This window comes from Sphingopyxis yananensis (assembly GCF_020687785.1).
Lineage (GTDB): Bacteria > Pseudomonadota > Alphaproteobacteria > Sphingomonadales > Sphingomonadaceae > Sphingopyxis > Sphingopyxis yananensis.
Genome location: NZ_JAJEWI010000008.1, coordinates 587367 through 610194, shown reverse-complemented (window position 1 = coordinate 610194; position 22828 = coordinate 587367). Strand labels below are relative to the sequence as shown.

Genomic DNA, 22828 nt, shown 5'->3' with positions numbered 1-22828 from the left:
CCCACCCGATCCCATCTCGAACTCGGACGTGAAACCTGACTGCGCCGATGGTACTATTGCTTAAGCACTGGAAGAGTAGGGCGTCGCCAGGCATTGTCGACAGCGTTCAAAGATAAAAACCCATTCATAATGATAAACAAGAAAGCGTCCTTTGGGACGCTTTTTTTGTGTTCAAATTTTGCGATATTTTGCGATGGATTTGTGGGCAAGCGGCCATGCTTGGCTTGGGCTTTTGCGCGGACCATGCTAGGCGCGCGCGATGTTAACAATCAATGGCCTGACGGTTCGCCTTGGCGGACGCACGATTCTCGACCGCGCAAGCGCGACTCTTCCTGGCAAAAGCCGCACCGGCCTGATTGGACGCAATGGCGCAGGCAAGTCGACGCTGATGAAAACCATGATCGGCACCTTGGAAGCCGATGAAGGGGCGATTGAAATTCCGCGTAAGGCCCGCATTGGCTATATTGCACAGGAAGCGCCCGCTGGCACGGCGACGCCATTTGATACGGTGTTGGCTGCGGATACGGAACGGGCCGAATTGCTGGAGCAATCGGAAACCGTCACGGACCCAGATCGCTTGGGTGACATTCACGAGCGGCTGATTGCCATTGATGCCTATACCGCGCCCGCCCGCGCGGCCCGTATCTTGATCGGCCTTGGCTTTGATGAGGAAATGCAGGGACGCCCGCTGGACAGTTTTTCGGGCGGCTGGAAAATGCGGGTCGCACTGGCGGCGTTGCTGTTTTCCAATCCCGATCTATTGTTGCTTGACGAACCTTCCAACCATTTGGACTTGGAAGCGACGATGTGGCTGGAGAATTTCCTGCGCAGCTATCCGGGGCAGTTGGTGGTCATCAGCCATGAACGCGATTTGCTAAACAAAGTCGTCGACCATATCCTGCATTTGGAGGGCGGCAAAGTGACGCTCTATCCCGGCAGCTATGATGATTTTGAACGCCAGCGCGCCGAGCGTTTGGCGCAATTGGCCGCCGCACAGGCCGCCCAAGATGCACAGCGCGCCAAGCTGCAAGACTATGTGGCGCGCAACAGTGCGCGGGCCTCGACGGCGAAGCAGGCCCAGTCACGCGCCAAGATGCTGGCACGGATGCAGCCGATTGCTTCGGTGGTCGAAGACCCCAGCATGAGCTTTGACTTTCCAAGCCCACCCGACGAACTGCGCCCGCCGCTGATTACGCTGGATTATGCCAGCGTTGGTTACACCGAAGGTGCGCCGATCCTAAAGCGGCTCAATCTGCGTATCGACCCTGATGACCGTATCGCGCTGCTGGGCCGGAACGGCAATGGTAAGACCACGCTGGCGCGTTTGCTGGCGGCACAGTTGAAGCCGATGGAAGGCGATGCCGCCATGTCGGGCAAGATGCGCGTGGGCTATTTCACCCAATATCAGGTGGAAGAGCTGGACGGCAATGACACGCCTGTTGGCCATATGACCCGTGTGATGCAGGGCAAAACACCTGCGGCTGTGCGGGCGCAATTGGGCCGCTTTGGCTTTTCCGGCCCCAAAGCCACGACCGAGATTAAGAAATTGTCGGGCGGTGAGCGGGCGCGTTTGGCCTTGGCGCTGATCACGCGCGATGCGCCGCATATGCTGATTCTTGACGAACCGACCAACCACTTGGACGTCGATGCCCGCGAAGCCTTGGTGCAGGCGCTGAACGGTTTTGAAGGCGCTGTGGTAATCGTCAGCCATGACCGCCATATGCTGGAATTAACCGCCGACCGTTTGGTGCTGGTGGACGATGGCACGGCGAGCGAATTTGATGGCAGCATGGATGATTATGTTGCCTTTATCTTGGGCAAAGGCGGGCCTTCGGAACAGGGCGGAAAGTCTGGTGGTGGCAGCAAGCCCAAGGACGGAAAAGCCGCCCGCAAGGAAGCCGCAAAGGCCCGCGAGGCGCAGGGCGAATTGCGTAAAGCAGCCAAAGCCCATGAAGATCGCGCCAAAAAGCTGACCAAGGAAATCAGCGCCATTGATTTGGCGATGTTTGATCCGTCCAAAGCGGCGCCTGCTTATGCCAAGATGAAGATGGGCGACTTGGCCGCGAAGCGCGGCAAGATGGCCAGCGAATTGGAAGAAGCGGAAACAGCATGGATGGCGGCGTTGGAAGTGCTGGAAACGGCGGAATAAAATTGACGTAAAAAACTATCAGGCCCCGTCCTTCTGTGGCAGCCTTGCACTGTTGGCAGAAGGAAGGGGTCTTTTATGAAACAGCTTATTGTAGCGTGCGTCCTGTTCGCGGTGCCGCAACTATCCATAGCGCAAAACACGCGTTCTGCCTCCTTCACGCCCCCGCCAGTTCCGAAAGCGGTTGATCACAGCCTTGACTATCGCGCGGCAATAGCCTGTCCAAACGGCTGTATTTTGCCCGCGACGATGGTGACTTATGCTTCTTATGTGGCTCCGCGTGCTGGCATCGTTGGTGCCGTGTATATGCAAGTTCAAAATGTCGGGCTTGAGAGGGGCATTTATTATTTGAACAGCGAGCAAGATTATCGAGACCGCAACAATTTAACCGTTACGATCAGTGCAGAAAATATGCGCTCTTTTCTGCCGGATATGGACCCTAATGAGATAGGGCGATGGCTGATGGGCCGCGATATTTTTGCGCGCGGTGTAGCACGGCGTGTGCGGATTGATTTCATGAAAGACGATGGGAAACCAAGCGGTAAATATTATTATCAGGTTCAGATGCGGTTGAACGATGCATCCGATCTGGAAATCGTGGGACTTGGCGCAACACTTAATAAGTAACACGCAACCAATTTAGTTAGAACGGTGTTGATTTGGTGGAAGCCTGGGAGAGCCGCCAGAAGGCATGAAAAACCCCGCGATCATCATGGATGGTCGCGGGGTCATTTTTTGGCCGGTCAGGGCGCGCCAGCCTTAGTGGCGGAAGTGACGCATGCCTGTGAAGACCATCGCGAGTCCAGCTTCATTCGCCGCCTTGATGACGTCTTCGTCGCGGATCGAACCACCGGGTTGGATCACGCAGGTCGCGCCAGCTTCCACGGCAGCCAACAGGCCGTCTGCAAAGGGGAAGAAGGCGTCACTGGCAACCGTGCTGCCAACGGTGCGGGGCTGATCCCAACCATGGCTTTCTGCGGCTTCCTTGGCTTTGGCAGCGGCGATGCGGGCGCTGTCGCGGCGGTTCATCTGGCCAGCGCCAACGCCAGCGGTCGAGCCGCCCTTGGCGTAAACGATGGCGTTCGACTTCACATGCTTGGCGATCGTCCATGCGAACAGAGCATCGTTCAGTTCTTCTTCGGTCGGGGCGCGTTCGGTCACGACCTTCAAATCTTCCTTGGCGATATGGCCATTGTCGCGGCTCTGCGCGAGGATGCCGCCAGCGATGGTCTTCAGCATCAAGCCGCCGCGCTTGGGATCGGGCAGGTCGCCAGTCAGCAGCAGGCGCAGATTCTTTTTCTTGGCAAAGATCGCCTTGGCCGCGTCATCGGCGTCCGGCGCGCAGACGACTTCGGTGAAGATACCGCTGATGGCTTCGGCGGTTGGGCCGTCCAATGGGCGGTTGACGGCAATGATGCCGCCGAAGGCCGACACATCGTCGCACTTCAGCGCGGCTTCATAGGCTTCGATCAAGGTCGCGGCCGATGCCACGCCGCACGGGTTGGCGTGCTTGACGATAACGCAGGTCGGTTCGGCATCGCGGAATTCCGCGACCAGTTCCAGCGCAGCATCGGCGTCGTTGATATTATTGTAGCTGAGTTCCTTGCCCTGAATCTGGACGGCTTGGGCAATTCCGCGAACCTGATTACCGGTGGGGATATACAGTGCCGCCTTTTGGTGCGGATTTTCGCCGTAACGCAGTTCGTTCGCCAAAGTGCCGGTGATCGGCAGGGTCGTCGGGAATTCCGCGCCTTGGTCGACATGGCCGAACCAGCTAGCGATCATGCCGTCATATTTTGCGGTGTGGGCAAAGGCCGTGGCGGCCAAGCGCTTTCGCAGACCATAGCTGGTCGCGCCTTCATTGGCGTCCATTTCCGCGATGACGGCGGCATAATCTTCGGGTTCGGTCACGATGTTGACGAAAGCGTGGTTCTTCGCTGCCGAACGCACCATGGCGGGGCCGCCGATGTCGATATTTTCGATCACATCGTCACGCTCTGCACCGCGCGCCACGGTTTGAGCGAAGGGATAGAGGTTCACCACCACCAGATCAATCGCGCCAATGCCATGTTCGTTCATCGACGCCACATGGGCGGCGTCGTCGCGCACGGCCAAAATGCCGCCATGAACGGTGGGGTGCAGCGTCTTGACGCGGCCATCCATCATTTCGGGGAAGCCGGTCAGGTCGGCAACGTCGAGGACGGTGTGGCCCGCATCGCGCAGCGCCTTGGCGGTGCCGCCGGTGGAGACCAGTTCAACGCCGTGACGAACAAGAGCGGCGGCAAGGTCGGTGAGGCCCGCTTTGTCGCTGACGGACAATAAAGCGCGGCGGACGGGAACGAGATCGGTCATGGGAGGCCCTGCGATGGTGGGTGGAAAGTTGCTGCACCCCCTAGGCCCCTGCGCCCCCTATCGCAAGGGGAGGGATAGGCGCGGGCGCAGAAACCGCCCGCCTTTTTGCGCCTGACAAACAGCGGAAAGAGCGGGGTGCGCCGTAAATATTAACCGATGTGTTTGAAAATCCACCCAATACTGGCCCCGCCCGCTGGCGAAGCGCCGGAAATGACCAATTGCTGGGTGGGGTGGGGGCGGCCGTCACCGTCGACCCACAGGCTGTCGTCCAGCAACAATGACCCTTCGGATGCCCGAAATTGCCACAAAGTACCATTGCCCAGACGAAGCAATGCGCCCAATTTATCGCTGGTCAGATTGGCCGTAACCTGCGCGCCCAAGTGGAAACGCAGCGTATAGGCTTTTTCCCCGCGATGGCGGCTGTTCGGCGCGGGGATGAGCATATCCTCGCCGCGCAATTCGCGTGCATTGGGGGCCAAGATCAGCAGGCGGCGGTGGATCAGACCGTGGCGGCGGACATAGCCGTCATGGCTCATTTCCAACCGGCTGCCTTGCGGGGTTTCGCGGCGGTCCAATTCCACCTCGGTCACGCCCTTGCCCAGCGCGCCATTGGGCAAAATGGCGGTGCTGTTGCTGTCTTCCAGCGTCAAGGTGCTGTGCGCGGCGGTGGTGCGCAAGCCCTGTGCCAGTCCGGTGGGGATGGTCGCCCCCGCCAAGCCCGCACCGCCGCAATTCACGATTAAACGTTCGTCGCCATCACTCAGTTCAAAGGCCAAGGTGGAGGCACAGCCCGCCTCGATCACGCGGGATACGGGCGGCGGAGCGGCGTCGGCAATCAGCACCAATTTATTGGCGACCAAGCGTTGATAGCCCCAGTCGCGGGCTTGTTTCAGCGGGCGGGTGCGAATGCCGCTGGCCGCCACAATGGCACCGATCCGATCCGCCGAGGTCGCGCCGCTGCCTTGCCAATTGCCCATGCTGCCGTCGCTATGCACCAGCCCCAGCAAAGCGGGCACAGCGCGGGCCAGCACCTCTTTGATAAAGGCGGGCAATTCCATGCGGCGCATGTCATAAATTTGGCCCAGCATCGCCAGCGCCATAATGGCGTGAAGCTGGTCTTGTGGGCTGCGAGCGATATTGCCGCCGTCGGCATAGAAGCTGGTCGCCAAAATTCGGCGCAGGCCCGCTTCGCCAAAAATCTGTCGCGGTTCGCCGCGGGGCAACAGCAAGGACGCCGCGACCACGCCGGCCCATGCGATCATCTGGCCCGTGCCGGGGCGGCCCTTGTCGGCGATACGGTCCAAATGCCGCGCCGCGCGCGCCAAATGGTTGAGCACCGCCGAGCGATAGACCAAGTCGCTGGACGACAAGATCAGCGGCGCATGGGATGCCCAAAATAAGATACGCCATGCGCTGTTTTCCGGCGACCAAGCGGGCTCGCTGACCGTTTCGCCATGTACCGCCAGCCATTGCCGCACCACCGCTTCGGCGATGGGGGCGGCTTCGGCGCGGGTGGACACGGTGCCCAAATCCCGCAGCCATGCAAAGCTGTGCAGATATCCGCCAAAGCTGCTCGGCACGCCCAAATGCGCAAAGTTCAACTGGTTAAGTGGCAGGCGAATGCCGCGATGTAGAAAATATCCCGATCGAATGGCACGGCCCGCGACCGCGTCACCCGGCACAGGGTCTTTGGGCACGCCCAGCAATTTCAGCGGGAAACGACCCTTTAACCGCAACGCATGGAGCGGCGTTCGCCACGTCAAACGGGTGATTTGGTTGGCGATTCTCTCGCTGATGCTCAGGCCGGTGTCTTGGGGCAGACGGATGAGCCGTTTGCCCGGTTCAATGGCGTCATTGATGGTGGCCAGATCGTCGCTGATCGGCGGGACTGGGTCGTTGGGAGCTGCGTTCGACATCCTCCCCTTCATCCATCAAAGTCCGCGAAGACGCCGAATATTGTCGGCATAAGCGGTGGGGCCGCCACGGAAGGTGGCGGTGCCAGCGACCAATACGTCGGCCCCAGCAGCAATGGCTTGGGGCGCGGTCACCGTGTCAATGCCGCCGTCCACTTCCAAACGGATATCGCGGCCCGACTTTTCGATCATTTTGCGCACCGCTTCGATTTTACGTAGCTGGTTGCTGATAAAGCTTTGGCCGCCGAAACCGGGGTTCACGCTCATGATTAAAACCAGATCAATATCGTCGATCAGATAATCTAGCATCTTAGCGGGTGTCGCGGGGTTCAGCGAAATGCCCGCTTGCTTGCCCAGCGATTTGATATGTTGAACCGTGCGGTGGCTGTGTGGGCCAGCCTCGGGGTGGATGGTGATGATGTCCGCGCCTGCTTCGGCAAAAGCGTCGATGAAATGGTCGACGGGCGAAATCATCAAATGCACGTCGAACGGCAGCGTCGAATGGGGACGCAGCGCCTTCACCACCATGGGGCCGATGGTCAGATTGGGCACAAAATGGCCGTCCATCACATCGATATGCACCCAGTCTGCGCCCGCTTCCTCAATGGCGCGCACTTCTTCGCCCAGACGCGCAAAGTCGGCGCTGAGGATAGACGGGGAAATGCGGACGGGGGGGCGTTGATCGGTCATGAATCGGCCTTAACCATAGTCGCCCCCATCGGCAAGGCAGCGCGCAGCATTTTTCGGGGGATGGGGCCGCTAAGCTGTGGAAAATTCGCGGGCGCGTAGGATGCGGACAAAGCCGCGTTCCCCGCAACGCAAAACGGCGCGGATGTTGCCACCCGCGCCGCTGCTGCTTTGTTTCAAAGCAGCGGATATTATTCCGCAGGGAAGCCGCGCTTTTTCAGCAAAGCGCGCACATCTGGGTCACGGCCACGGAACACGCGATACGCCTCGGCACGGTCGGTTTCATTGCCGGTTTTCAGCAAGATATTCTTGAACGCATCCGCGACCTTGCGGTCCCACGGGCTGCCTGCTTCTTCAAAGGCTGCCCATGTGTCGGCATCCATCGTTTCCGACCATAAATAGCTGTAATAGCCAGCCGAGTAGGCGTCCGAGCTGAACAAATGGCTGAATTGCGGCATGCGGTGACGCATGACGATTTCCTTTGGCATGCCAAGGGCGTCCAGCGTCTGCTTTTCAAAGGCGGCAACATCGGTCACGGGCGTCGTGCGGTGATGCAGCTTCATGTCGATGATCGCGCTGGACAGATATTCCACTGTCGAGAAACCCTGATTGAATTTCGACGAATCGTTGATCTTCTTCAGCAGGGATGCCGGCATGGGTTGGCCCGTTTCGACATGGACCGCGAATTTGCTGAGCACTTCGGGGGTCAACAACCAATTTTCATTCACTTGGCTGGGGAATTCCACAAAGTCACGCGGCACACCGCCCAGCATCGGATAGGTGATGTCCGAGCTGAGATAATGGATCGCATGGCCAAATTCGTGGAACAGCGTGGACGCGTCATCCAAGCTGATCAAGGTCGGCTGGCCATTGGCGGCTTCGGTGAAATTATTATTGTTCGATGCCAATACATTGTGATCGCCGCCAATCTTGTGCTGGCTGCGATAGGTGGTCATCCACGCGCCCGAACGCTTGCCTTCGCGGGCAAAATTATCGAGGTAGAAAACACCGATATTCTCGTTGGTCTTGAGGTCATATACCTCAAAAGTGCGGACCTTGGGGTCGAACACGGGGATGGTGCCGGTGTTTTCGCGGAAACCCATGTCATAAAGCTGGCCTGCGGCCCAGAACATGCCGTCGACCAGCTTGTCCAGTTGCAGATAGGGCTTCACCTCGGCTTCATTCAGGTCATATTTCGCCTTGCGCACCTTTTCGGCGTAATAATAATAATCCCATGGCGCGATGGTGAAGCTTGGCTTGCCAGCGGCCTTCATTTCCTTGTCAGCAATGGCCTGCATGTCGGCCACTTCTTCGCGCACGCGGGCGGTGGCGGCTGGCCACACGCGCATCATCAATTCCATCGCCTTTTCGGGCGTTTTGGCCATGGTGTCGGCCATGCGGTAATGAGCGTGGGTTTCAAAGCCCAGCAAGCTAGCGCGGTCTTGGCGCAGCTTGAGGATCTGTTCGATCGTCGCCTTATTATCATTGGCATTGCCATTGTCGCCGCGGCTCACGAACGCACGCCATGTTTGCTCGCGCAGCGCACGGTTGTTTGCATTTTGCAGCACAGGCTGGGCGGACGAACGGGTGTTTTTAATCGCCCATTGGCCGGTCTTGCCCTGCGCGGCGGCCGCTGATGCCAAGGATGCGACAAATCCGTCGGGCAGGCCGTCCAATTGAGCCTTGTCCGTCACGAAAATATGGCCGCGTTCTTCGGCCAGCAAATTGGCAGAGAAGGTCGAAAACAGGCCTTCGAGGTCGCTGTTGATATCGACCAGCTTGGCCTTATTCTCGTCCGACAAATTCGCGCCATTGCGCACCAATTGTTCATAGGCGCGTTCGACAATGCGTAACTGCTGGGCATTAAGCCCCGCCTTGTGGCGATTGTCATAGATGGTTTTGTAACGGGCGAATAATTCGGGACGCAAATTCATTTCGGTATAGAATTTGGTGAGCTTGGGGCTCCATTCCTTGTCGATGGCCTGGACGCGGTCATCGCTTTTGTTCGAGCTTTGCACGCCCCACATGGACATCACGCGGTCCATCGTTTCACCCGCTTCCATCAAAGGAATGAAGGTGTTTTCAAACGTTGGCACGGCGCGCGTGCGCAAAATGGCGTTCACTTCATTTTGATATTCATCCATCGCCGCTTGGAATGCGGCGGGGAATTGATCGGGGGTCATCTGATCCCATGGCGGCACGCCTTCATAAGGGCCAGTCCATTTCGCCAGCAATGGGTTGTCCGATGCGGGCGCTTCGGCGGCAACCGGAGCGGCAGACGCACTGTTCACTTCATTCTCGGTCATGGAACATCCTGACAGCATCGCAGTGGATGCCAGCAAAAGGGCAAGGCGGCGTGCAAGTGGGGGTGCTTGGCGCAGCATAGATAGATTCTCCGATCAGAAAGGTTTCGAATGAAACCACGATGGCTGGCGATTACTCCAGCAATTGCGGGTTTCGCAACCCATCATCGCGTTTCTTTGCGGATGTGGCGTTGTGGCCACGCCGATCTGGCGTGCTGATCACCGGCAACGTCGGTCATAGGGCAAATAAGCCTTGTTTCATTCCCGGCACATCGACGCGAAAGGTGAAAAGGCCGCCTGCATTGGGTTGCTCGGCCCGCGCAATGGGGTCCAATCCTTTGGCCGCGGTGGTGACATAGGCGGTTTTGCGATCCGGGCCACCCAATGCGATCATGGTCGGGCGCGCGGTGGGTAATTCAACCGTCTGAACAAGGTCCCCCGCAGGGGAAATCCGTACCACGCGGCCGCCGTCAAACAGGGCAGACCAAATATAGCCTGCTTCATCGACGGCGCATCCATCGGGGCGGCCATGGCCGAATGGAAATTGGTGCAGGACGGCGGGGCTGTGGATGGTGCCGGTGCGGCCATCAAAGGCAAATTTGCGTATGGCATGGGTTGGCGTGTCGGTGTGATAAAAAAGGCTGCCGTCCGGCGAAAAGCCCGCGCCATTGCTGGTCGTCAGCCCCGTCAACATTTCCGTGATGCGTCCATCGGCATCGACACGATATAGGCTGGCATCGGGACTGGCTTTGTCGCTGGTCACCGCGCCAACCCACAAACGGCCTTGGGGGTCGACACAGCCATCGTTAAAGCGTTGATGGGGTTTGTCGGCCAAAATCGCATCGCCAAAGGGCACAGTTGCTGCGCCCCATGCGGGTAAATGACGCAGGCCATCTTCCAAGGCGATCAGCAGCCCGCCCGAACGGCAAAGCGCGATACAGCCGACTTGCTGGTCAAAGGCCATATACGTATCATCCGTGCAGATCATTGCATCTGCCCCAATGCGGCTGCGGTGAACGCGCTTGGCGTCGATATCCACCCAATAGAGGCAATGATCAGCCTCGCTCCATCGCGGCGATTCGCCTAGCGTGGCGGCGGCGTCTAAAAATAAGCTCAGCATGGACCCTCGATGCCATTGTGGCGGGGGATGTTCCACCCTCGTTTCAGTCGGTGTTTTGCCGCGCCGCTCGTAAAGGCTGATGTTGATAACAGGATGCGCGAATTTAGCTTGACGTGGACGTAAACGTAAGGGCATTTGTGATCGCATAGGGAACAGCAAGGGTCGGTGTAGCCGATGCTTGAACGTTAGAGAGGAAGAAAATGTCGCTCGATCAGCTTTCGCGCTCGGTATATGGCGAAGAGCATGAGGCGTTCCGCGCCACCGTGCGCCAATTCTTGGAAAAGGAAGTGGCCCCGAACCAAGCAAAATGGGCCGAAGACGGCATTGTCCCGCGCGACCTGTGGCCCAAGGCTGGTGAATTGGGCATGCTTTGCCCCACTGTTCCCGAAGAATATGGCGGCCTTGGTCTGGACTTTGGCTATAATGCCATTGTTGACGAAGAAAGCGCCTATTATGGCCGCGTCACCACGGGTTTCTCGCTGCAAAGCGATATCGTCACCAGCTATATCGTGCGCTATGGCAGCGAAGAGCAGAAGAAACATTGGTTGCCTAAAATGGTGTCTGGCGAAGTGGTGACCGCCATTGCGATGACGGAACCGGGCACCGGCAGCGACTTGCAAGGCATGCGCACCACGGCCAAAAAAGATGGCAATCATTATGTCATTAACGGATCGAAAACCTATATCACCAACGGCCAAAATGCCGACCTGATCTTGGTTTGCGTGAAAACCGACACCGAAGTGCAGCCCGCTTGGAAGGGCGTGTCGATTGTGCTGGTCGAGGCGCATCGTGAAGGGTTTGAGCGGGGCCGCAATTTGGATAAAATTGGTCAGGACGAAGCCGACACGTCGGAATTATTCTTCAACGATGTGCGCGTGCCGATCACCAACTGCCTTGGCGAAGAAGGCCAAGGCTTTATTTATCTGATGAGCGAGCTGCCCCAAGAACGTCTGTCGATTGCGGTCAGCGCGATGGCGGCTTCGCAGCGCGCTTTTGATGATACGGTCGAATATACGCGGGACCGCAAAGCTTTTGGCAAGCCGATTTTGGATTTCCAAAACAGCCGCTTTGTGCTGGCCGACCTGAAGGCCAAATTGCAAGTGGGCTGGGCGCATTTGGATTGGGCGCTGAACCGTCACATCAAAAAAGAACTGACCCCCGAAGAAGGCGCGGCGGCCAAGCTGTGGCACACCGACCTGCAATGGGAAGTGATGGACAAGTGCCTGCAATTGTTCGGCGGCGCTGGTTATATGAATGAATATCCCATCGCCCGCGCATGGCGTTCGGCCCGTGTGACCCGCATTTTTGGCGGCACCAACGAAATTATGAAGGAACTGATCGGGCGCAAGCTCTGATCCCATCAACTATTTGGAAGGCCCGCTTTTTGTTGAAGCGGGCCTAAGATAAAGGAAATATCATGGCTACGGCATATATTGTGGATGCGGTTCGCACGGCCGGTGGGCGTCGTGGCGGTCGTTTGGCGGGGGTTCACCCCGTGGATCTGGGCGCAGCAGTGTTGGACGCAATTGCAGCGCGCAATGATTTTGACCCGTCGGCGATTGACGATGTGATCACCGGTTGTGTGACCCAAGCTGGCCAACAGGCGATGGATTTGGGCCGCAACGCGGTGCTGGCGTCGAACCTGCCCGATAGCATTCCTGCGGTGACCATCGACCGTCAATGCGGTTCGTCGCAGCAAGCCGTGATGTTCGCGGCGCAGGCGGTTATGTCGGGCACGCAAGATATGGTCATCGCCAGCGGCATCGAAAGCATGACCCGCGTGCCGATGGGCAGCAACGCGATGTTCCATATGAAAGAAGGCATGGGCCATTATAAATCGCCCCGCCTCGAAGAAAAATTCCCTGGCATCATGTTCAGCCAATTTGCTGGCGCGGAAATGATCGTCAAAAAACATGGTTTCACCAAGGACCAGTTGGACGCTTATGCGCTGGAAAGCCATGTGCGCGCCAAGGCTGCGACCGAAGCTGGCCTGTTCGACCGCGAAATCGTTCCAGTGGAAATTGACACGCCCGAAGGCAAGCAATGGCACAAGATTGACGAAGGCATTCGTTTCGATGCGTCGTTGGAAGGCATTGCGGGCGTGAAATTGCTGCAAGAAGGTGGCGCATTGACGGCGGCGTCGTCCAGCCAGATTTGCGATGGGGCGTCGGCGGCGCTGATCGTATCCGAAGCTGCGCTCAAGGCCCATGGCCTGACGCCGCGCGCGCGTATTCACCATATGTCGGTGACTGGCGGCGATCCGGTGATCATGCTGGAAGAACCGCTGTTCGCCACGGAAAAGGCGCTGAAAAAGGCTGGCCTGTCGTTGAACGACATTGATGCTTATGAAGTGAACGAAGCCTTTGCATCGGTGCCGATGGCATGGATGAAATATTTGGGCGCGGATTATAATCGTTTGAACGTGCATGGCGGCGCCATTTCGCTGGGCCACCCGCTGGGCGCATCGGGCACCAAATTATTGGCGACCCTGATGGGCGTATTGGATGCCAAGGGCGGAAAATATGGTCTGCAAACCATGTGCGAAGGCGGTGGTCAGGCCAATGTCACCATCATCGAGCGCCTGTAACAGCCGCTATATATAGCATGATGAATATCGAAATTTAGCTACCGCAGCCTTGCCTTGTAATCATCCGATCGGGGGTGACGATGATGGGAGTGGGCAGGGCTGCGGAACCCCAAATGAGAGAGGAAAAATTATGAAACTTGATTCCAGCGTTTCCGCCGTCATCACGGGCGGTGCATCGGGTCTGGGTGCCGCTACGGCCCGTGCCTTGGCCGCCAAGGGCGTCAAGGTTGCGATTTTCGACCTGCAAGAAGAAAAAGGCAAAGCCTTGGCCGACGAATTGGGCGGCGTATTTTGCGAATGCAATGTGACCGACGATGCGTCCGTGGATGCGGCTTTTGCCAAGTCTCGCGCCGCCATTGGTCAAGAACGGATTTTGGTGAACTGCGCTGGCACCGGCAATGCGATCAAAACCGCCAGCCGTTCCAAGGAAGATGGCAGCATTAAGCATTTCCCGCTGGATGCATTTAACTGGATCATTCAGATTAACCTGCTGGGCACCTTCCGCTGCATCGCGAAATCGGCCGCTGGCATGATGACACTGGAACCCATGGCGGACGGCGAGCGCGGCGCAATTGTGAACACGGCGTCGGTCGCTGCGGAGGACGGTCAAATTGGTCAAGCCGCTTATTCGGCATCTAAGGGCGGCGTTGTTGGCATGACCTTGCCTATCGCCCGCGATTTGGCATCGGAAAATATCCGCGTGAACACCATTTTGCCGGGTATTTTTGACACGCCATTGCTGGCGGGTGCGCCGCAAAATGTGCGCGATGCTTTGGGTGCGTCGGTATTGAACCCCAAGCGTTTGGGCAACCCTGCGGAATATGCCAATCTGGCTATGACCATGATTGAAAATGGCTATTTCAACGGCGAAGACGTGCGTCTTGATGGCGGCATTCGCATGGGCCCCCGTTAACAACGGGTCTTGCCATTCATGGGTCTGTGTTCATCGCAGACCCCAAATTTCTGGATCCGTGATCATCATCGGTCCAGAATGACTTGGGCAAGCCTTTGGCGCAGGCCCGAACTTGCAAGGGGATGCGGAGTTTCTCCGCGCCCCTTTTCTTTTTCATTCACCCCTATTTTCGGGGCTAGGGAGTTTGGCTATGCCCTCTTTTGATCCGGCGCGACTGGATTTGGCCAATTATGCTCACCAGATATTTGTGGAAACGCGTTTTCAGGATTTGGATCCGCTGGGCCATATTAACAATGTGGCGCTGGCTGGGATTTTTGAAAATGGCCGCGTGCGTTTCAATCATGAAATGACCCATAGCACCGCACGGCCCAGTGCGGGTGAGCGTTGGCTGGTTGCGCGCGTCGAGGTGAATTATCTAGCGGAAGCGCATTTTCCCGCCCCGATTCTGATCGGCAATGCAATCGGCCAGATTGGCAATCGCAGTTGGCAGATTTTGTCGGTGGCCTTTCAAAATGATCGGCCGGTAGGGCTGTGCGATAGCACGCTGGTTTATCAATCATCGCAAGGCAAATCGGCGATCAGTGATATATTGCGGGCCAAGTTGGAAACACTGCGCTTGCGCACCTTGCGATAGAGGCGAAGGAACAAAATGATGCTAACAGAATTTTTGGTGCCAACCTATGTTCAGATGCTGACAGGCCTTAAAAATTGGCTGAAAAAGGCCGAAGATCAGCGCCCAAATGGCGGGGCAGAGCCTTTGCTTTCTGCGCGTTTGGTTAGCGACATGTTCCCTTTATCCACCCAAATTCGTTTTACCTGCGTTCAAGCCATAGAGGGCGTCTATCGTCTGCAAGGCCGCGACCTGCCGCCCATGGTTTCGGAATATTTGGATGAAGGACGCGCGGCGGGGGAACAGCCTGGAACGATGGCGGAGGCGATTGGCCGCATTGATGCGGCGATTGCGCTGATCGAACAAGCCGCAGGGCAGGCGGATGAGCTGGCAGGCAATACCGAAATTGCCCATAGCCTGCCGATGGGGATGACCTTTGACATGACGGCGCTGCAATTTGGCCGTGACTGGTCCTTGCCCCAATTTTATTTCCACATTTGTGCGGCCTATAATATTTTGCGGGCGCAAGGCGTGGAATTGGGCAAGGCAGACTATATCGGCCATGCCATTGGTTATTTACGCAAATCTGGCTGAAAAACATTCACCCCATCGCCGCGAACCCTTTCGGGGAATTGCGATGATGGGGTCATCAAGATGAATGATATGCGTTAAATTTTTGCGTCGGGTACCGCGCGGATCAAATCGCGGCAAAAACCGATGAGGCCGGTTTGGCGGCGGCGCTTCATGCGTTCGGCCTTTAAAATGGCGACGACTTTGTCGAAACAGCTTTCGACATCATCATTCACCAACACATAATCATATGCATCCCAATGGCTGATTTCATTGGCGGCGCGTTCCATCCGTCCATTGATCACAGCGTCACTGTCGGTGCCGCGACCACGTAGGCGGCGTTCCAATTCGTCCATGCTGGGGGGCAGAATGAAGACACGCACCACATCGGGGCCAGCTTCTTGGTATAATTGCTGCGCGCCTTGCCAATCGACGTCGAACAACACGTCTTTGCCGGCTTCTAGCATCGCGTCAACGGGGGCGCGCGGCGTTCCGTAGCGATTGTCAAACACATGGGCCCATTCCAAAAACTCGCCATTGGCGACCATATCTTTGAATTTGGGGACGTCGATGAAGTGATAATCTTTTCCGTCCACTTCGCCGGGGCGCATGGGGCGGGTGGTTGCCGATATCGACAGGCCAATGTCGCTGTCTGCCGCCAATAATTTGCGCGAAATGGTGGTTTTCCCCGCGCCAGACGGGGAAGAGAGGACAAATAAAAGTCCGCGACGATCAATGATGCTGCTTTCGGCCATGGCCGCTCATTGCGCGATGCACGGACGCGGTCAAGACTTTAGCGATCCCGCGCGGGCTGCGTGCGGACGCCAGTTGCGGCGTGACGCCGCGCAGTCACCGTGGCGGTGCGTCCGCTGGTGCTTAGGGGGTTGGCGTCGCCGGCGAACTGGGCGCGATGGGCGGTTTTGCCGGTGTCGCAGGGGTGGCTGTGCCCGCAGGAGCAGCAGGGGTCGCGGTGTCGGTGCGCGGATCGGTCAAATTACGGTCCGCCCATTTTTTGGTGACATAGGCGGCCGCTGCCGTGGCCGCCAAGGCCGCATAACGGGCCGGAAAAATACGCCGCGCAACAAACATCGCGCCAGCGCCAATCACCGCACCGGCGACGGGGTTATTTCGTTTCTGGCGGCTGATAGCGGTACCAATCACACCGCCGATAATGCGTCCCATCATGCCTGTTTCGCTCCTTTACCCTATCAATTCGTAACAGGGCTGTTCGGTTCCGGCCCCAGCATATGGGCGGGCACCACCCATTTATCAAATGTCTCCGCATCCATGGCCTTCAGGTCCAGTGCGGCCTGTTTTAAACTGAGGTTATGGTCATGGGCATATTTGGCAATTTTCGCGGCTTGATCATAACCAATGGCGGGGGCAAGCGCCGTGACCAGCATCAAGCTGCGCTTCATCAATTCCGCGATACGCGCTTCATTGGGGGCAAGGCCGGATAAACAATGTTGAGTGAAGCCCGCCATGCCGCGTGCCATCAAATCAATGGAGCGCAAAATATTCGCCCCGATCATCGGTTTGAACACATTCAGTTCCAAATGGCCTTGCATCGCGCCGACGGTCACAGCTTGATGATTTCCGATCACTTGCGCGGCGACCATCGTCAGCATTTCGCATTGGGTGGGGTTGACCTTGCCCGGCATGATTGAGCTGCCCGGTTCATTGGCGGGCAGGTCCAATTCGCCCAATCCGGCGCGGGGACCAGAGCCCAGCAAGCGGATATCATTGGCGATTTTCATCAGGGCTGCCGCCAGTACTGCCAAGCTGCCCGATAAGGCCATTAACCCATCATGCGCCGCCAGTGCGGAAAATTTATTGGGCGCGCTGGTAAAGGGGAAACCGGTGCGCTGATGCAAAGCCTTGGCCATGGCCGGGCCAAAATCGGCAGGCGCATTCAGGCCCGTTCCCACCGCTGTGCCGCCTTGGGCCAAGGGCGCGATGTCGTGCGTCAGGCTGTATTCCAACCGCGCGCGGCACTGTGCCAATTGGTCCGCATAGCCGGAAAATTCCTGTCCCAGCGTCAGGGGGGTAGCGTCTTGCAAATGGGTGCGGCCAATTTTGATAATGGCGGCCCAGCGTTGGGCTTTGTCGGTCAGTTCGGCGTGCATCTGGTCCAGTGAGGGCAATAAGGCGTCGCGGCAGGCCAGCGCGGCGGCAATATGCAGAGCGGTGGGAAAGCTGTCGTTGCTGCTTTGGCTTTGATTCACATGGTCATTGGGGTGAACCGGCTGTTTTCCGCCGCGCGTGCCAGCCAGACGTTCATTGGCGATGCCAGCGATCACTTCGTTTACATTCATATTGCTTTGGGTGCCGCTGCCCGTTTGCCAAATGGCCAGCGGGAACTGGTCGTCAAATTGGCCCGCAATAATATCGTCCGCGGCGGCCGCGATGGCATTGGCCAGCCTGTCTTCCAAGCCATGTTGGCGGTGCAAATCGGCGGCCGCCGCCTTGATATGGGCCAGTGCACGGATGATCGGCATCGGCATATGTTCGGCGGCAGAGAAGGAGAAATTTTCCAGACTGCGCTGTGTTTGTGCCCCCCAATAGGCCGCCGCGGGCACGGATATGGGGCCGATGCTGTCACTTTCTTGGCGCAGTTTTTCTTGGTGAGCTTCTGTCATGCTGCCTCCGCTAGGCCGCCTGATGCGCTATGTGACCGAAATTGGGCGCACAAGGCGGTATGTTGGGACCCTTCTTATCATACCCCCGACGGGTTGGTTAGGATCCATGTGACCAAGATTGCGGCGCCCCACATCACCGCGACCAGCCCCAGCATCTGCCAATATCCGCTGTCGCCGACGCGCCGCCGTAGCCACGCTGCCGCAGCCCATGTCACAATGAAGGCGGGGGTCAGGAACAGCAGCGAGAATCGCAGCAGTCCATCCGCCACTTGGTTGGTCGGGCGCTGGGTATGGAATAAGGTCAGGCCATGAACGCCCCACCAGAAAGCGGCGGTCAACACCAGCATTCCAGCGAGCGCCCAATATTGCCAAAAGCTGCTGGGCGGGCGGAAGGAGCCGCCAGCCATCTTAACGCTTCTTGCCGAAATCCACGGTTACGACGTTCGACCCGTCTTCGGTGGTGATTTCAGGGCGATGGTCGGCAGCGGAAGATTCGTCGTCGTCTGACAAAATATCGTCCCATTCGCTGTCATCGACATGGAATTGCAGGCCGAAGTCCACCGAAGGGTCCACAAAAGCGGTAATGGCCGAATAAGGAATAACCAATGTGGACGGAATTTGGTTGAACGACAGGCCGACGCTGAAATGATCGTCCGCAACCTGCAAATCCCAATAGCGATTTTGCAAGACGATGGTCATTTCGTCGGGAAATTTTGCCAATAAATGGGGCGGGATAACCACGCCAACCGACTGAGTTTTAAAAGTTATGTAGAAATGGTGATCACCGGGGAGCCCGTCGGTGCTGCCAATTTGGCCAAGCACACGGCCCACCACAGCGCGCAGGGCTTCCTGCACAATTTCATCATAAGGGATCAGGCTGTCGCGAACATCATCAGTCATAATTTCAGGGGGATGAACTCGTGAACTGTGATGGTCAAGCGGCAAGTGATCTTGCCTTGCAAATTGTCGATGCTATGGGGCTAGTTATGCGTACAGCCACTGTCCAAAGAACCACCAAAGAAACAGATATTGCCATCACCATTAATTTGGATGGATCGGGCGAATATCATGTGTCCACTGGTATCGGCTTCCTCGACCATATGGTGGAGCAGCTATCCCGTCACTCGTTGATCGACATCCGCATGGATGTGAAGGGCGATTTGCATATCGACCAACATCATACGGTCGAAGATTCGGCCTTGGCCTTGGGTGAAGCGATGGCCAAGGCGCTGGGCGATAAGCGCGGGATTACGCGCTATGGTGATGCCCATTCGCCGATGGATGAAACGCTGACGCGCTGCGTTTTGGATATTTCGGGCCGCCCGCACTGCGTATGGAAATCCAGCTTCAGCCAACCCCGTCTTGGCGAAATGGATACCGAATTATTTTCGCACTGGTTCCAAAGCTTTTCGCAAGCAGCGGGTATCACCCTGCATATCGAAACCATCTATGGTGAGAATAATCATCATATTGCGGAAAGCATGTACAAGGCCTTGGCGCGCGCTTTGCGACAGGCCATCGAAATTGACCCGCGCAAGGGTGATATGATCCCGTCGACCAAGGGAGTGCTGTAAGCAGCTTTATGCCGAAGATTGCCCTGATCGATTATGGAGCGGGCAATCTCCGTTCCGTGCACAATGCTTTGACAGCGGCGGGCGCAGGCCATGTCTGCGTCACCGCTGACCCAGATGTCGTCGCCAAGGCGGATCGCATCGTTCTTCCTGGTGTGGGCGCTTTTGCATCCTGCATGAACGGCTTGACCGCGATTGACGGATTGGTCGAAGCACTGTCCGCCCGCGTGCGACAAGATGGCACGCCATTTCTTGGTATCTGCGTCGGCATGCAATTGCTGGCCGATGTGGGTGAGGAATATGGAGATCATGCGGGCCTTGGCTGGATCAAAGGCCGCGTCACCCCCTTCCTTCCCGCCGCCGATTTGCGCGTGCCGCATATGGGCTGGAATGATGTGGTGCCTTGCGTTGACCATCCCGTGATTGAAGCGGGCGAGGCTTATTTCCTGCACAGCTATCATTTTGCCGACGTGCATGATGTTGCGGCGACCAGCCATCATGGCGCGGATTTCACCGCCGTTGTGGCGCGTGACAATATTATTGGCGTTCAATTCCACCCTGAAAAAAGCCAAGCCTATGGTTTGGCCACATTGAAAAGGTTTCTCGCATGGCAGCCCTGACGATTTTTCCCGCCATTGACCTGAAGGGCGGTCAAGTCGTGCGTCTGGCCGAAGGCGATATGGACCGTGCGACCATCTATGGTGATAATCCTGCGGCCCAAGCCGAACTCTTTGCCAAGGCTGGCAGTCAGCATTTGCATGTTGTCGATTTGGACGGCGCTTTTGCGGGTGAAAGCGTCAATGGCGCGGCGGTGGAATCGATCATCAAGGCCTTTGGCGGCAAGGTGCAAGTGGGCGGCGGCATTCGTGACCGCGCTGCTGTGGACCGTTGGTTGGGCCTTGGCGTGGACCGCGTGATTATCGGCACGGCGGCGCTGAAAGACCCGGAATTTGTCAAATCGGCAGCTCGTGATTTGCCGGAGCGTATCGTGGTGGGCGTCGATGCCCGTGACGGCATGGTGGCGACCGAGGGCTGGGCCGATGTATCGGACGTAACCGTTGAAGATTTGGCCCGCCGGTTCGAGGATGCGGGCGTGGCCGCTTTGCTGTTCACCGATGTGGGCCGTGATGGTTTGCTGAAGGGCTGCAATGTCGATGCCACTGTGGCTTTGGCCAAGGCAGTGAATATTCCGGTGATCGCCAGCGGCGGCGTGGCCGACATCAACGACATATATGCTCTGCGCCCCCATGTGGCGAACGGCATCGAAGGCGTGATTACGGGCCGCGCCCTTTATGATGGCCGCCTTGATTTGGCGCAAGCGATTGCGGCAGGCCGCGCATGAGCGTGCGGGTCCGCGTCATCCCTTGTCTGGACGTGGCCGATGGCCGCGTGGTGAAGGGCGTAAATTTCGTTGACCTGCGCGATGCGGGCGACCCTGTGGAATGCGCGCGGGCTTATGATGCGGCAGGCGCAGACGAACTATGCTTTTTGGATATTAGCGCCACCCACCAAGGGCGCGGAACCTTGCTGGATATGGTCAGCCGCACCGCAGAGGTTTGCTTCATGCCACTGACCGTCGGCGGCGGTGTCCGCAGCGCAGAGGATGCGCGGGCGCTGCTGCTGGCGGGCGCGGACAAGGTGGCGGTCAACAGCGCTGCTGTGGCGCGGCCGGAACTGGTGTCGGATATTGCCGACCGTTTTGGCAGCCAATGCGCCGTGGGCAGCATTGATGCCCGCCGCGTCGAGGATGGCCGCTGGGAAATTTTCACCCATGGCGGGCGCAAGCCCACGGGCATTGACGCGGTGGAGCATGCCATTCGTCTGGCACAGCTTGGTGCGGGAGAATTGCTGGTGACCAGCATGGACCGTGATGGCACCAAAGACGGCTATGATCTGGCCTTGACGCGCACCATCGCCGAAGCGGTGAATATCCCGATCATCGCCAGTGGCGGGGTGGGCAATCTGGACCATTTGGTTGCAGGCGTCGTCGACGGCAAAGCCAGCGCCGTGCTGGCGGCCAGCATTTTCCATTTTGGGGAAGCGACTGTTGAGGAAGCCCATGCGCGTTTGGCTGCGGCGGGGTTGCCCGTCCGGTCACACTAAACGGCGCGACAGGAAATTCAAAAATGGGCGGCATCTTATCACGCCGCCCATTTTGTTTCAGCTTTTGCGAATAAACACGCTGCCCACCGAATAGCCTGCGCCGAATGAGCAGATGAGGCCAGTGTCACCGCTGTTGATACCATCTTGATGCAAATGGAACGCGATGATCGACCCTGCGCTGCTGGTGTTAGCATAGGTTTCCAGCACGGTTGGGCTTTCTTCGGGCGTGGCGTCATGGCCCAGTACGCGCTGCGCGATCAGGCGATTCATATTGCTATTGGCTTGGTGCAACCACAGGCGGCGCATATCGCGGCCTTGCAGGCCCAATTTCTCCATTTCCTCGACGATTAGCGCGCTGACCATCGGCACAACTTCCTTAAAAACCTTGCGGCCTTCTTGGACGAATAATTTGTCCGTCTTTGGTCCGTCTTGATCAATCGCCCCATGGGCGCGGTTGAGAAAGCCGAAATTGTTGCGAATATTGTTGGAAAAAACGGTTTTCAGCTTGGTGCCCAAAATGTCCCAATGGCCTGCGGGCGCGATGCTTTTTTCCTCTACCAATATGGCGGTGGCGACATCGCCAAAGATGAAATGGCTGTCGCGGTCGCGCCAATTCAGGTGGCCAGAGCAAATTTCGGGGTTCACCACCAACACGCTTTTGGCATGGCTCGCGCGGATATAGTCGGCGGCGGTTTGAATGCCAAACGTGGCCGACGAACAAGCAACGTTCATGTCAAAGGCAAAGCCTTCGATGCCCAGCGCGTGTTGAATCTCGATCGCCATGGCCGGATAGGGGCGCTGCATATTGGATGCGGCGCACAACACGGCATCGACATCGGCTGCATCGCGTCCGGCGCGGGCCAGCGCATCTTGGGCGGCGATGACACCGATTTCGGCCAACACCGACAATTCCTCGTTGCTGCGTTCGGCAAGGCGCGGGGCCATGTGGGCGGGGTCCAATATGCCGTCTTTATCAACAACAAAGCGGCTGTGGATGCCGCTGGCCTTTTCGATAAATTCGACGCTGGACGGGGCCAAAGCCTCCATCGTGCCCGATGCGATCTGGTCGGCATGATCTTGATTATACAGCGCCACATAGGCGTTGAAGCTGGCGACCAATTCTTTGTTATCAATGGATTGGTCAGGCGTAAATAAACCCGTCGCGGAAATGACAGGATTAAGAATAGGTGCAGACATGCGCGTTCTTTTCTGTGTCACGTTCAAATTAAAGGGAGTTTTATCGCCATAAGCGTAAGATGATAGTTAGGCGATCTGTGCGGGCCAATCTATCATAAAATCTATGTTGGTCTGGGC

Annotated in this window: 22 protein-coding genes and 1 rRNA gene; 12 read left to right on the top strand and 11 right to left on the bottom strand. The window is 57.5% G+C overall.

Going from position 1 to position 22828, the window contains the following annotated elements:
* From rrf to LKO31_RS11035, 3 genes are all read left to right on the top strand, one after another.
* Nucleotides 1-92 (top strand): 5S ribosomal RNA (gene rrf, locus LKO31_RS11045); the annotation flags it as partial.
* A 167-nt stretch (nucleotides 93-259) separates the two neighbouring features.
* On the top strand, nucleotides 260-2149 hold the full coding sequence (locus LKO31_RS11040) for an ABC-F family ATP-binding cassette domain-containing protein (protein ID WP_227690577.1): 1890 nt from the start codon (nucleotides 260-262) through the stop codon (nucleotides 2147-2149).
* 246 nt (nucleotides 2150-2395) lie between these two features.
* A complete protein-coding gene (locus LKO31_RS11035; RefSeq protein ID WP_227690576.1) occupies nucleotides 2396-2773 on the top strand; it encodes a hypothetical protein in 378 nt (125 codons plus the stop codon).
* Between the two features lie 132 nt (nucleotides 2774-2905).
* Here LKO31_RS11035 and purH read toward each other — a convergent pair whose 3' ends face one another.
* The 5 genes from purH to LKO31_RS11010 all read right to left on the bottom strand — a co-directional run bounded on the left by purH (nucleotide 2906) and on the right by LKO31_RS11010 (nucleotide 10521).
* The gene (purH, locus tag LKO31_RS11030; RefSeq protein ID WP_227690575.1) at nucleotides 2906-4498 is read right to left on the bottom strand and encodes a bifunctional phosphoribosylaminoimidazolecarboxamide formyltransferase/IMP cyclohydrolase; all 1593 of its coding nucleotides are present in this window, start codon (nucleotides 4496-4498) and stop codon (nucleotides 2906-2908) included.
* A 149-nt stretch (nucleotides 4499-4647) separates the two neighbouring features.
* Complete coding sequence (locus tag LKO31_RS11025) at nucleotides 4648-6414, bottom strand: heparinase II/III family protein (RefSeq protein WP_227690574.1); 1767 nt, start codon at nucleotides 6412-6414, stop codon at nucleotides 4648-4650.
* A gap of 15 nt (nucleotides 6415-6429) precedes the next feature.
* The gene (rpe, locus tag LKO31_RS11020) at nucleotides 6430-7101 is read right to left on the bottom strand and encodes a ribulose-phosphate 3-epimerase (protein ID WP_227690573.1); all 672 of its coding nucleotides are present in this window, start codon (nucleotides 7099-7101) and stop codon (nucleotides 6430-6432) included.
* A gap of 188 nt (nucleotides 7102-7289) precedes the next feature.
* Entirely contained in the window at nucleotides 7290-9404 is a 2115-nt protein-coding gene (locus LKO31_RS11015; RefSeq protein ID WP_227690572.1) for a M3 family metallopeptidase, read from the bottom strand.
* Between the two features lie 232 nt (nucleotides 9405-9636).
* Nucleotides 9637-10521 carry an SMP-30/gluconolactonase/LRE family protein gene (locus tag LKO31_RS11010; protein WP_227690571.1) on the bottom strand — a complete coding sequence of 295 codons (885 nt, stop codon included), beginning with the start codon at nucleotides 10519-10521 and terminating at the stop codon, nucleotides 9637-9639.
* Between the two features lie 200 nt (nucleotides 10522-10721).
* Between LKO31_RS11010 and LKO31_RS11005 the strand changes: the two genes are divergently transcribed.
* The 5 genes from LKO31_RS11005 (at nucleotide 10722) to LKO31_RS10985 (ending at nucleotide 15225) form a co-directional block, all read left to right on the top strand.
* A complete protein-coding gene (locus LKO31_RS11005; RefSeq protein WP_227690570.1) occupies nucleotides 10722-11876 on the top strand; it encodes an acyl-CoA dehydrogenase family protein in 1155 nt (384 codons plus the stop codon).
* Nucleotides 11877-11938: 62 nt separating this feature from the next.
* Entirely contained in the window at nucleotides 11939-13108 is a 1170-nt protein-coding gene (locus LKO31_RS11000) for an acetyl-CoA C-acetyltransferase (protein WP_227690569.1), read from the top strand.
* 130 nt (nucleotides 13109-13238) lie between these two features.
* Nucleotides 13239-14021, top strand: coding sequence for an SDR family NAD(P)-dependent oxidoreductase (locus tag LKO31_RS10995; RefSeq protein WP_227690568.1), 783 nt, complete (start codon nucleotides 13239-13241; stop codon nucleotides 14019-14021).
* Between the two features lie 190 nt (nucleotides 14022-14211).
* The gene (locus LKO31_RS10990) at nucleotides 14212-14655 is read left to right on the top strand and encodes an acyl-CoA thioesterase (protein WP_227690567.1); all 444 of its coding nucleotides are present in this window, start codon (nucleotides 14212-14214) and stop codon (nucleotides 14653-14655) included.
* Between the two features lie 15 nt (nucleotides 14656-14670).
* Nucleotides 14671-15225, top strand: coding sequence for a DUF1993 domain-containing protein (locus LKO31_RS10985; protein ID WP_227690566.1), 555 nt, complete (start codon nucleotides 14671-14673; stop codon nucleotides 15223-15225).
* Between the two features lie 74 nt (nucleotides 15226-15299).
* On the opposite strand, the gene gmk is transcribed toward LKO31_RS10985, so the two are convergent.
* From gmk to LKO31_RS10960, 5 genes are all read right to left on the bottom strand, one after another.
* The gene (gmk, locus tag LKO31_RS10980; protein WP_227690565.1) at nucleotides 15300-15956 is read right to left on the bottom strand and encodes a guanylate kinase; all 657 of its coding nucleotides are present in this window, start codon (nucleotides 15954-15956) and stop codon (nucleotides 15300-15302) included.
* A gap of 121 nt (nucleotides 15957-16077) precedes the next feature.
* A complete protein-coding gene (locus tag LKO31_RS10975; protein ID WP_227690564.1) occupies nucleotides 16078-16386 on the bottom strand; it encodes a hypothetical protein in 309 nt (102 codons plus the stop codon).
* Nucleotides 16387-16409: 23 nt separating this feature from the next.
* A complete protein-coding gene (gene fumC / locus LKO31_RS10970; RefSeq protein ID WP_227690563.1) occupies nucleotides 16410-17840 on the bottom strand; it encodes a class II fumarate hydratase in 1431 nt (476 codons plus the stop codon).
* Nucleotides 17841-17917: 77 nt separating this feature from the next.
* Nucleotides 17918-18247, bottom strand: coding sequence for a hypothetical protein (locus LKO31_RS10965; protein ID WP_227690562.1), 330 nt, complete (start codon nucleotides 18245-18247; stop codon nucleotides 17918-17920).
* Between the two features lies 1 nt (nucleotide 18248).
* Complete coding sequence (locus tag LKO31_RS10960) at nucleotides 18249-18740, bottom strand: SspB family protein (RefSeq protein ID WP_227690561.1); 492 nt, start codon at nucleotides 18738-18740, stop codon at nucleotides 18249-18251.
* A gap of 86 nt (nucleotides 18741-18826) precedes the next feature.
* On the opposite strand from LKO31_RS10960, the gene hisB reads away from it, so the two are divergent.
* The 4 genes from hisB to hisF are packed head-to-tail and all read left to right on the top strand — an operon-like array spanning nucleotide 18827 to nucleotide 21514.
* Entirely contained in the window at nucleotides 18827-19414 is a 588-nt protein-coding gene (hisB, locus tag LKO31_RS10955; protein ID WP_227690560.1) for an imidazoleglycerol-phosphate dehydratase HisB, read from the top strand.
* 8 nt (nucleotides 19415-19422) lie between these two features.
* Entirely contained in the window at nucleotides 19423-20031 is a 609-nt protein-coding gene (gene hisH / locus LKO31_RS10950; protein ID WP_227690559.1) for an imidazole glycerol phosphate synthase subunit HisH, read from the top strand.
* Complete coding sequence (gene hisA, locus LKO31_RS10945) at nucleotides 20019-20753, top strand: 1-(5-phosphoribosyl)-5-[(5-phosphoribosylamino)methylideneamino]imidazole-4-carboxamide isomerase (protein ID WP_227690558.1); 735 nt, start codon at nucleotides 20019-20021, stop codon at nucleotides 20751-20753. The genes hisH and hisA overlap by 13 nt, the downstream gene beginning before the upstream one ends.
* On the top strand, nucleotides 20750-21514 hold the full coding sequence (gene hisF / locus LKO31_RS10940; protein ID WP_227690557.1) for an imidazole glycerol phosphate synthase subunit HisF: 765 nt from the start codon (nucleotides 20750-20752) through the stop codon (nucleotides 21512-21514). The genes hisA and hisF overlap by 4 nt, the downstream gene beginning before the upstream one ends.
* A 57-nt stretch (nucleotides 21515-21571) precedes the next feature.
* Here hisF and LKO31_RS10935 read toward each other — a convergent pair whose 3' ends face one another.
* Entirely contained in the window at nucleotides 21572-22711 is a 1140-nt protein-coding gene (locus tag LKO31_RS10935; RefSeq protein WP_227690556.1) for a beta-ketoacyl-ACP synthase III, read from the bottom strand.
* Nucleotides 22712-22828 lie beyond the last annotated feature (117 nt).

Bases quoted from the DNA above. Each gene is read 5' to 3' on its own strand.
- LKO31_RS11040 (WP_227690577.1), top strand. From the start codon at position 260: ATGTTAACAATCAATGGCCTGACGGTTCGCCTTGGCGGACGCACGATT.
- LKO31_RS11035 (WP_227690576.1), top strand. From the start codon at position 2,396: ATGGTGACTTATGCTTCTTATGTGGCTCCGCGTGCTGGCATCGTTGGT.
- purH (WP_227690575.1), bottom strand. From the start codon at position 4,498: ATGACCGATCTCGTTCCCGTCCGCCGCGCTTTATTGTCCGTCAGCGAC.
- LKO31_RS11025 (WP_227690574.1), bottom strand. From the start codon at position 6,414: ATGTCGAACGCAGCTCCCAACGACCCAGTCCCGCCGATCAGCGACGAT.
- rpe (WP_227690573.1), bottom strand. From the start codon at position 7,101: ATGACCGATCAACGCCCCCCCGTCCGCATTTCCCCGTCTATCCTCAGC.
- LKO31_RS11015 (WP_227690572.1), bottom strand. From the start codon at position 9,404: ATGACCGAGAATGAAGTGAACAGTGCGTCTGCCGCTCCGGTTGCCGCC.
- LKO31_RS11010 (WP_227690571.1), bottom strand. From the start codon at position 10,521: ATGCTGAGCTTATTTTTAGACGCCGCCGCCACGCTAGGCGAATCGCCG.
- LKO31_RS11005 (WP_227690570.1), top strand. From the start codon at position 10,722: ATGTCGCTCGATCAGCTTTCGCGCTCGGTATATGGCGAAGAGCATGAG.
- LKO31_RS11000 (WP_227690569.1), top strand. From the start codon at position 11,939: ATGGCTACGGCATATATTGTGGATGCGGTTCGCACGGCCGGTGGGCGT.
- LKO31_RS10995 (WP_227690568.1), top strand. From the start codon at position 13,239: ATGAAACTTGATTCCAGCGTTTCCGCCGTCATCACGGGCGGTGCATCG.
- LKO31_RS10990 (WP_227690567.1), top strand. From the start codon at position 14,212: ATGCCCTCTTTTGATCCGGCGCGACTGGATTTGGCCAATTATGCTCAC.
- LKO31_RS10985 (WP_227690566.1), top strand. From the start codon at position 14,671: ATGATGCTAACAGAATTTTTGGTGCCAACCTATGTTCAGATGCTGACA.
- gmk (WP_227690565.1), bottom strand. From the start codon at position 15,956: ATGGCCGAAAGCAGCATCATTGATCGTCGCGGACTTTTATTTGTCCTC.
- LKO31_RS10975 (WP_227690564.1), bottom strand. From the start codon at position 16,386: ATGATGGGACGCATTATCGGCGGTGTGATTGGTACCGCTATCAGCCGC.
- fumC (WP_227690563.1), bottom strand. From the start codon at position 17,840: ATGACAGAAGCTCACCAAGAAAAACTGCGCCAAGAAAGTGACAGCATC.
- LKO31_RS10965 (WP_227690562.1), bottom strand. From the start codon at position 18,247: ATGGCTGGCGGCTCCTTCCGCCCGCCCAGCAGCTTTTGGCAATATTGG.
- LKO31_RS10960 (WP_227690561.1), bottom strand. From the start codon at position 18,740: ATGACTGATGATGTTCGCGACAGCCTGATCCCTTATGATGAAATTGTG.
- hisB (WP_227690560.1), top strand. From the start codon at position 18,827: ATGCGTACAGCCACTGTCCAAAGAACCACCAAAGAAACAGATATTGCC.
- hisH (WP_227690559.1), top strand. From the start codon at position 19,423: ATGCCGAAGATTGCCCTGATCGATTATGGAGCGGGCAATCTCCGTTCC.
- hisA (WP_227690558.1), top strand. From the start codon at position 20,019: ATGGCAGCCCTGACGATTTTTCCCGCCATTGACCTGAAGGGCGGTCAA.
- hisF (WP_227690557.1), top strand. From the start codon at position 20,750: ATGAGCGTGCGGGTCCGCGTCATCCCTTGTCTGGACGTGGCCGATGGC.
- LKO31_RS10935 (WP_227690556.1), bottom strand. From the start codon at position 22,711: ATGTCTGCACCTATTCTTAATCCTGTCATTTCCGCGACGGGTTTATTT.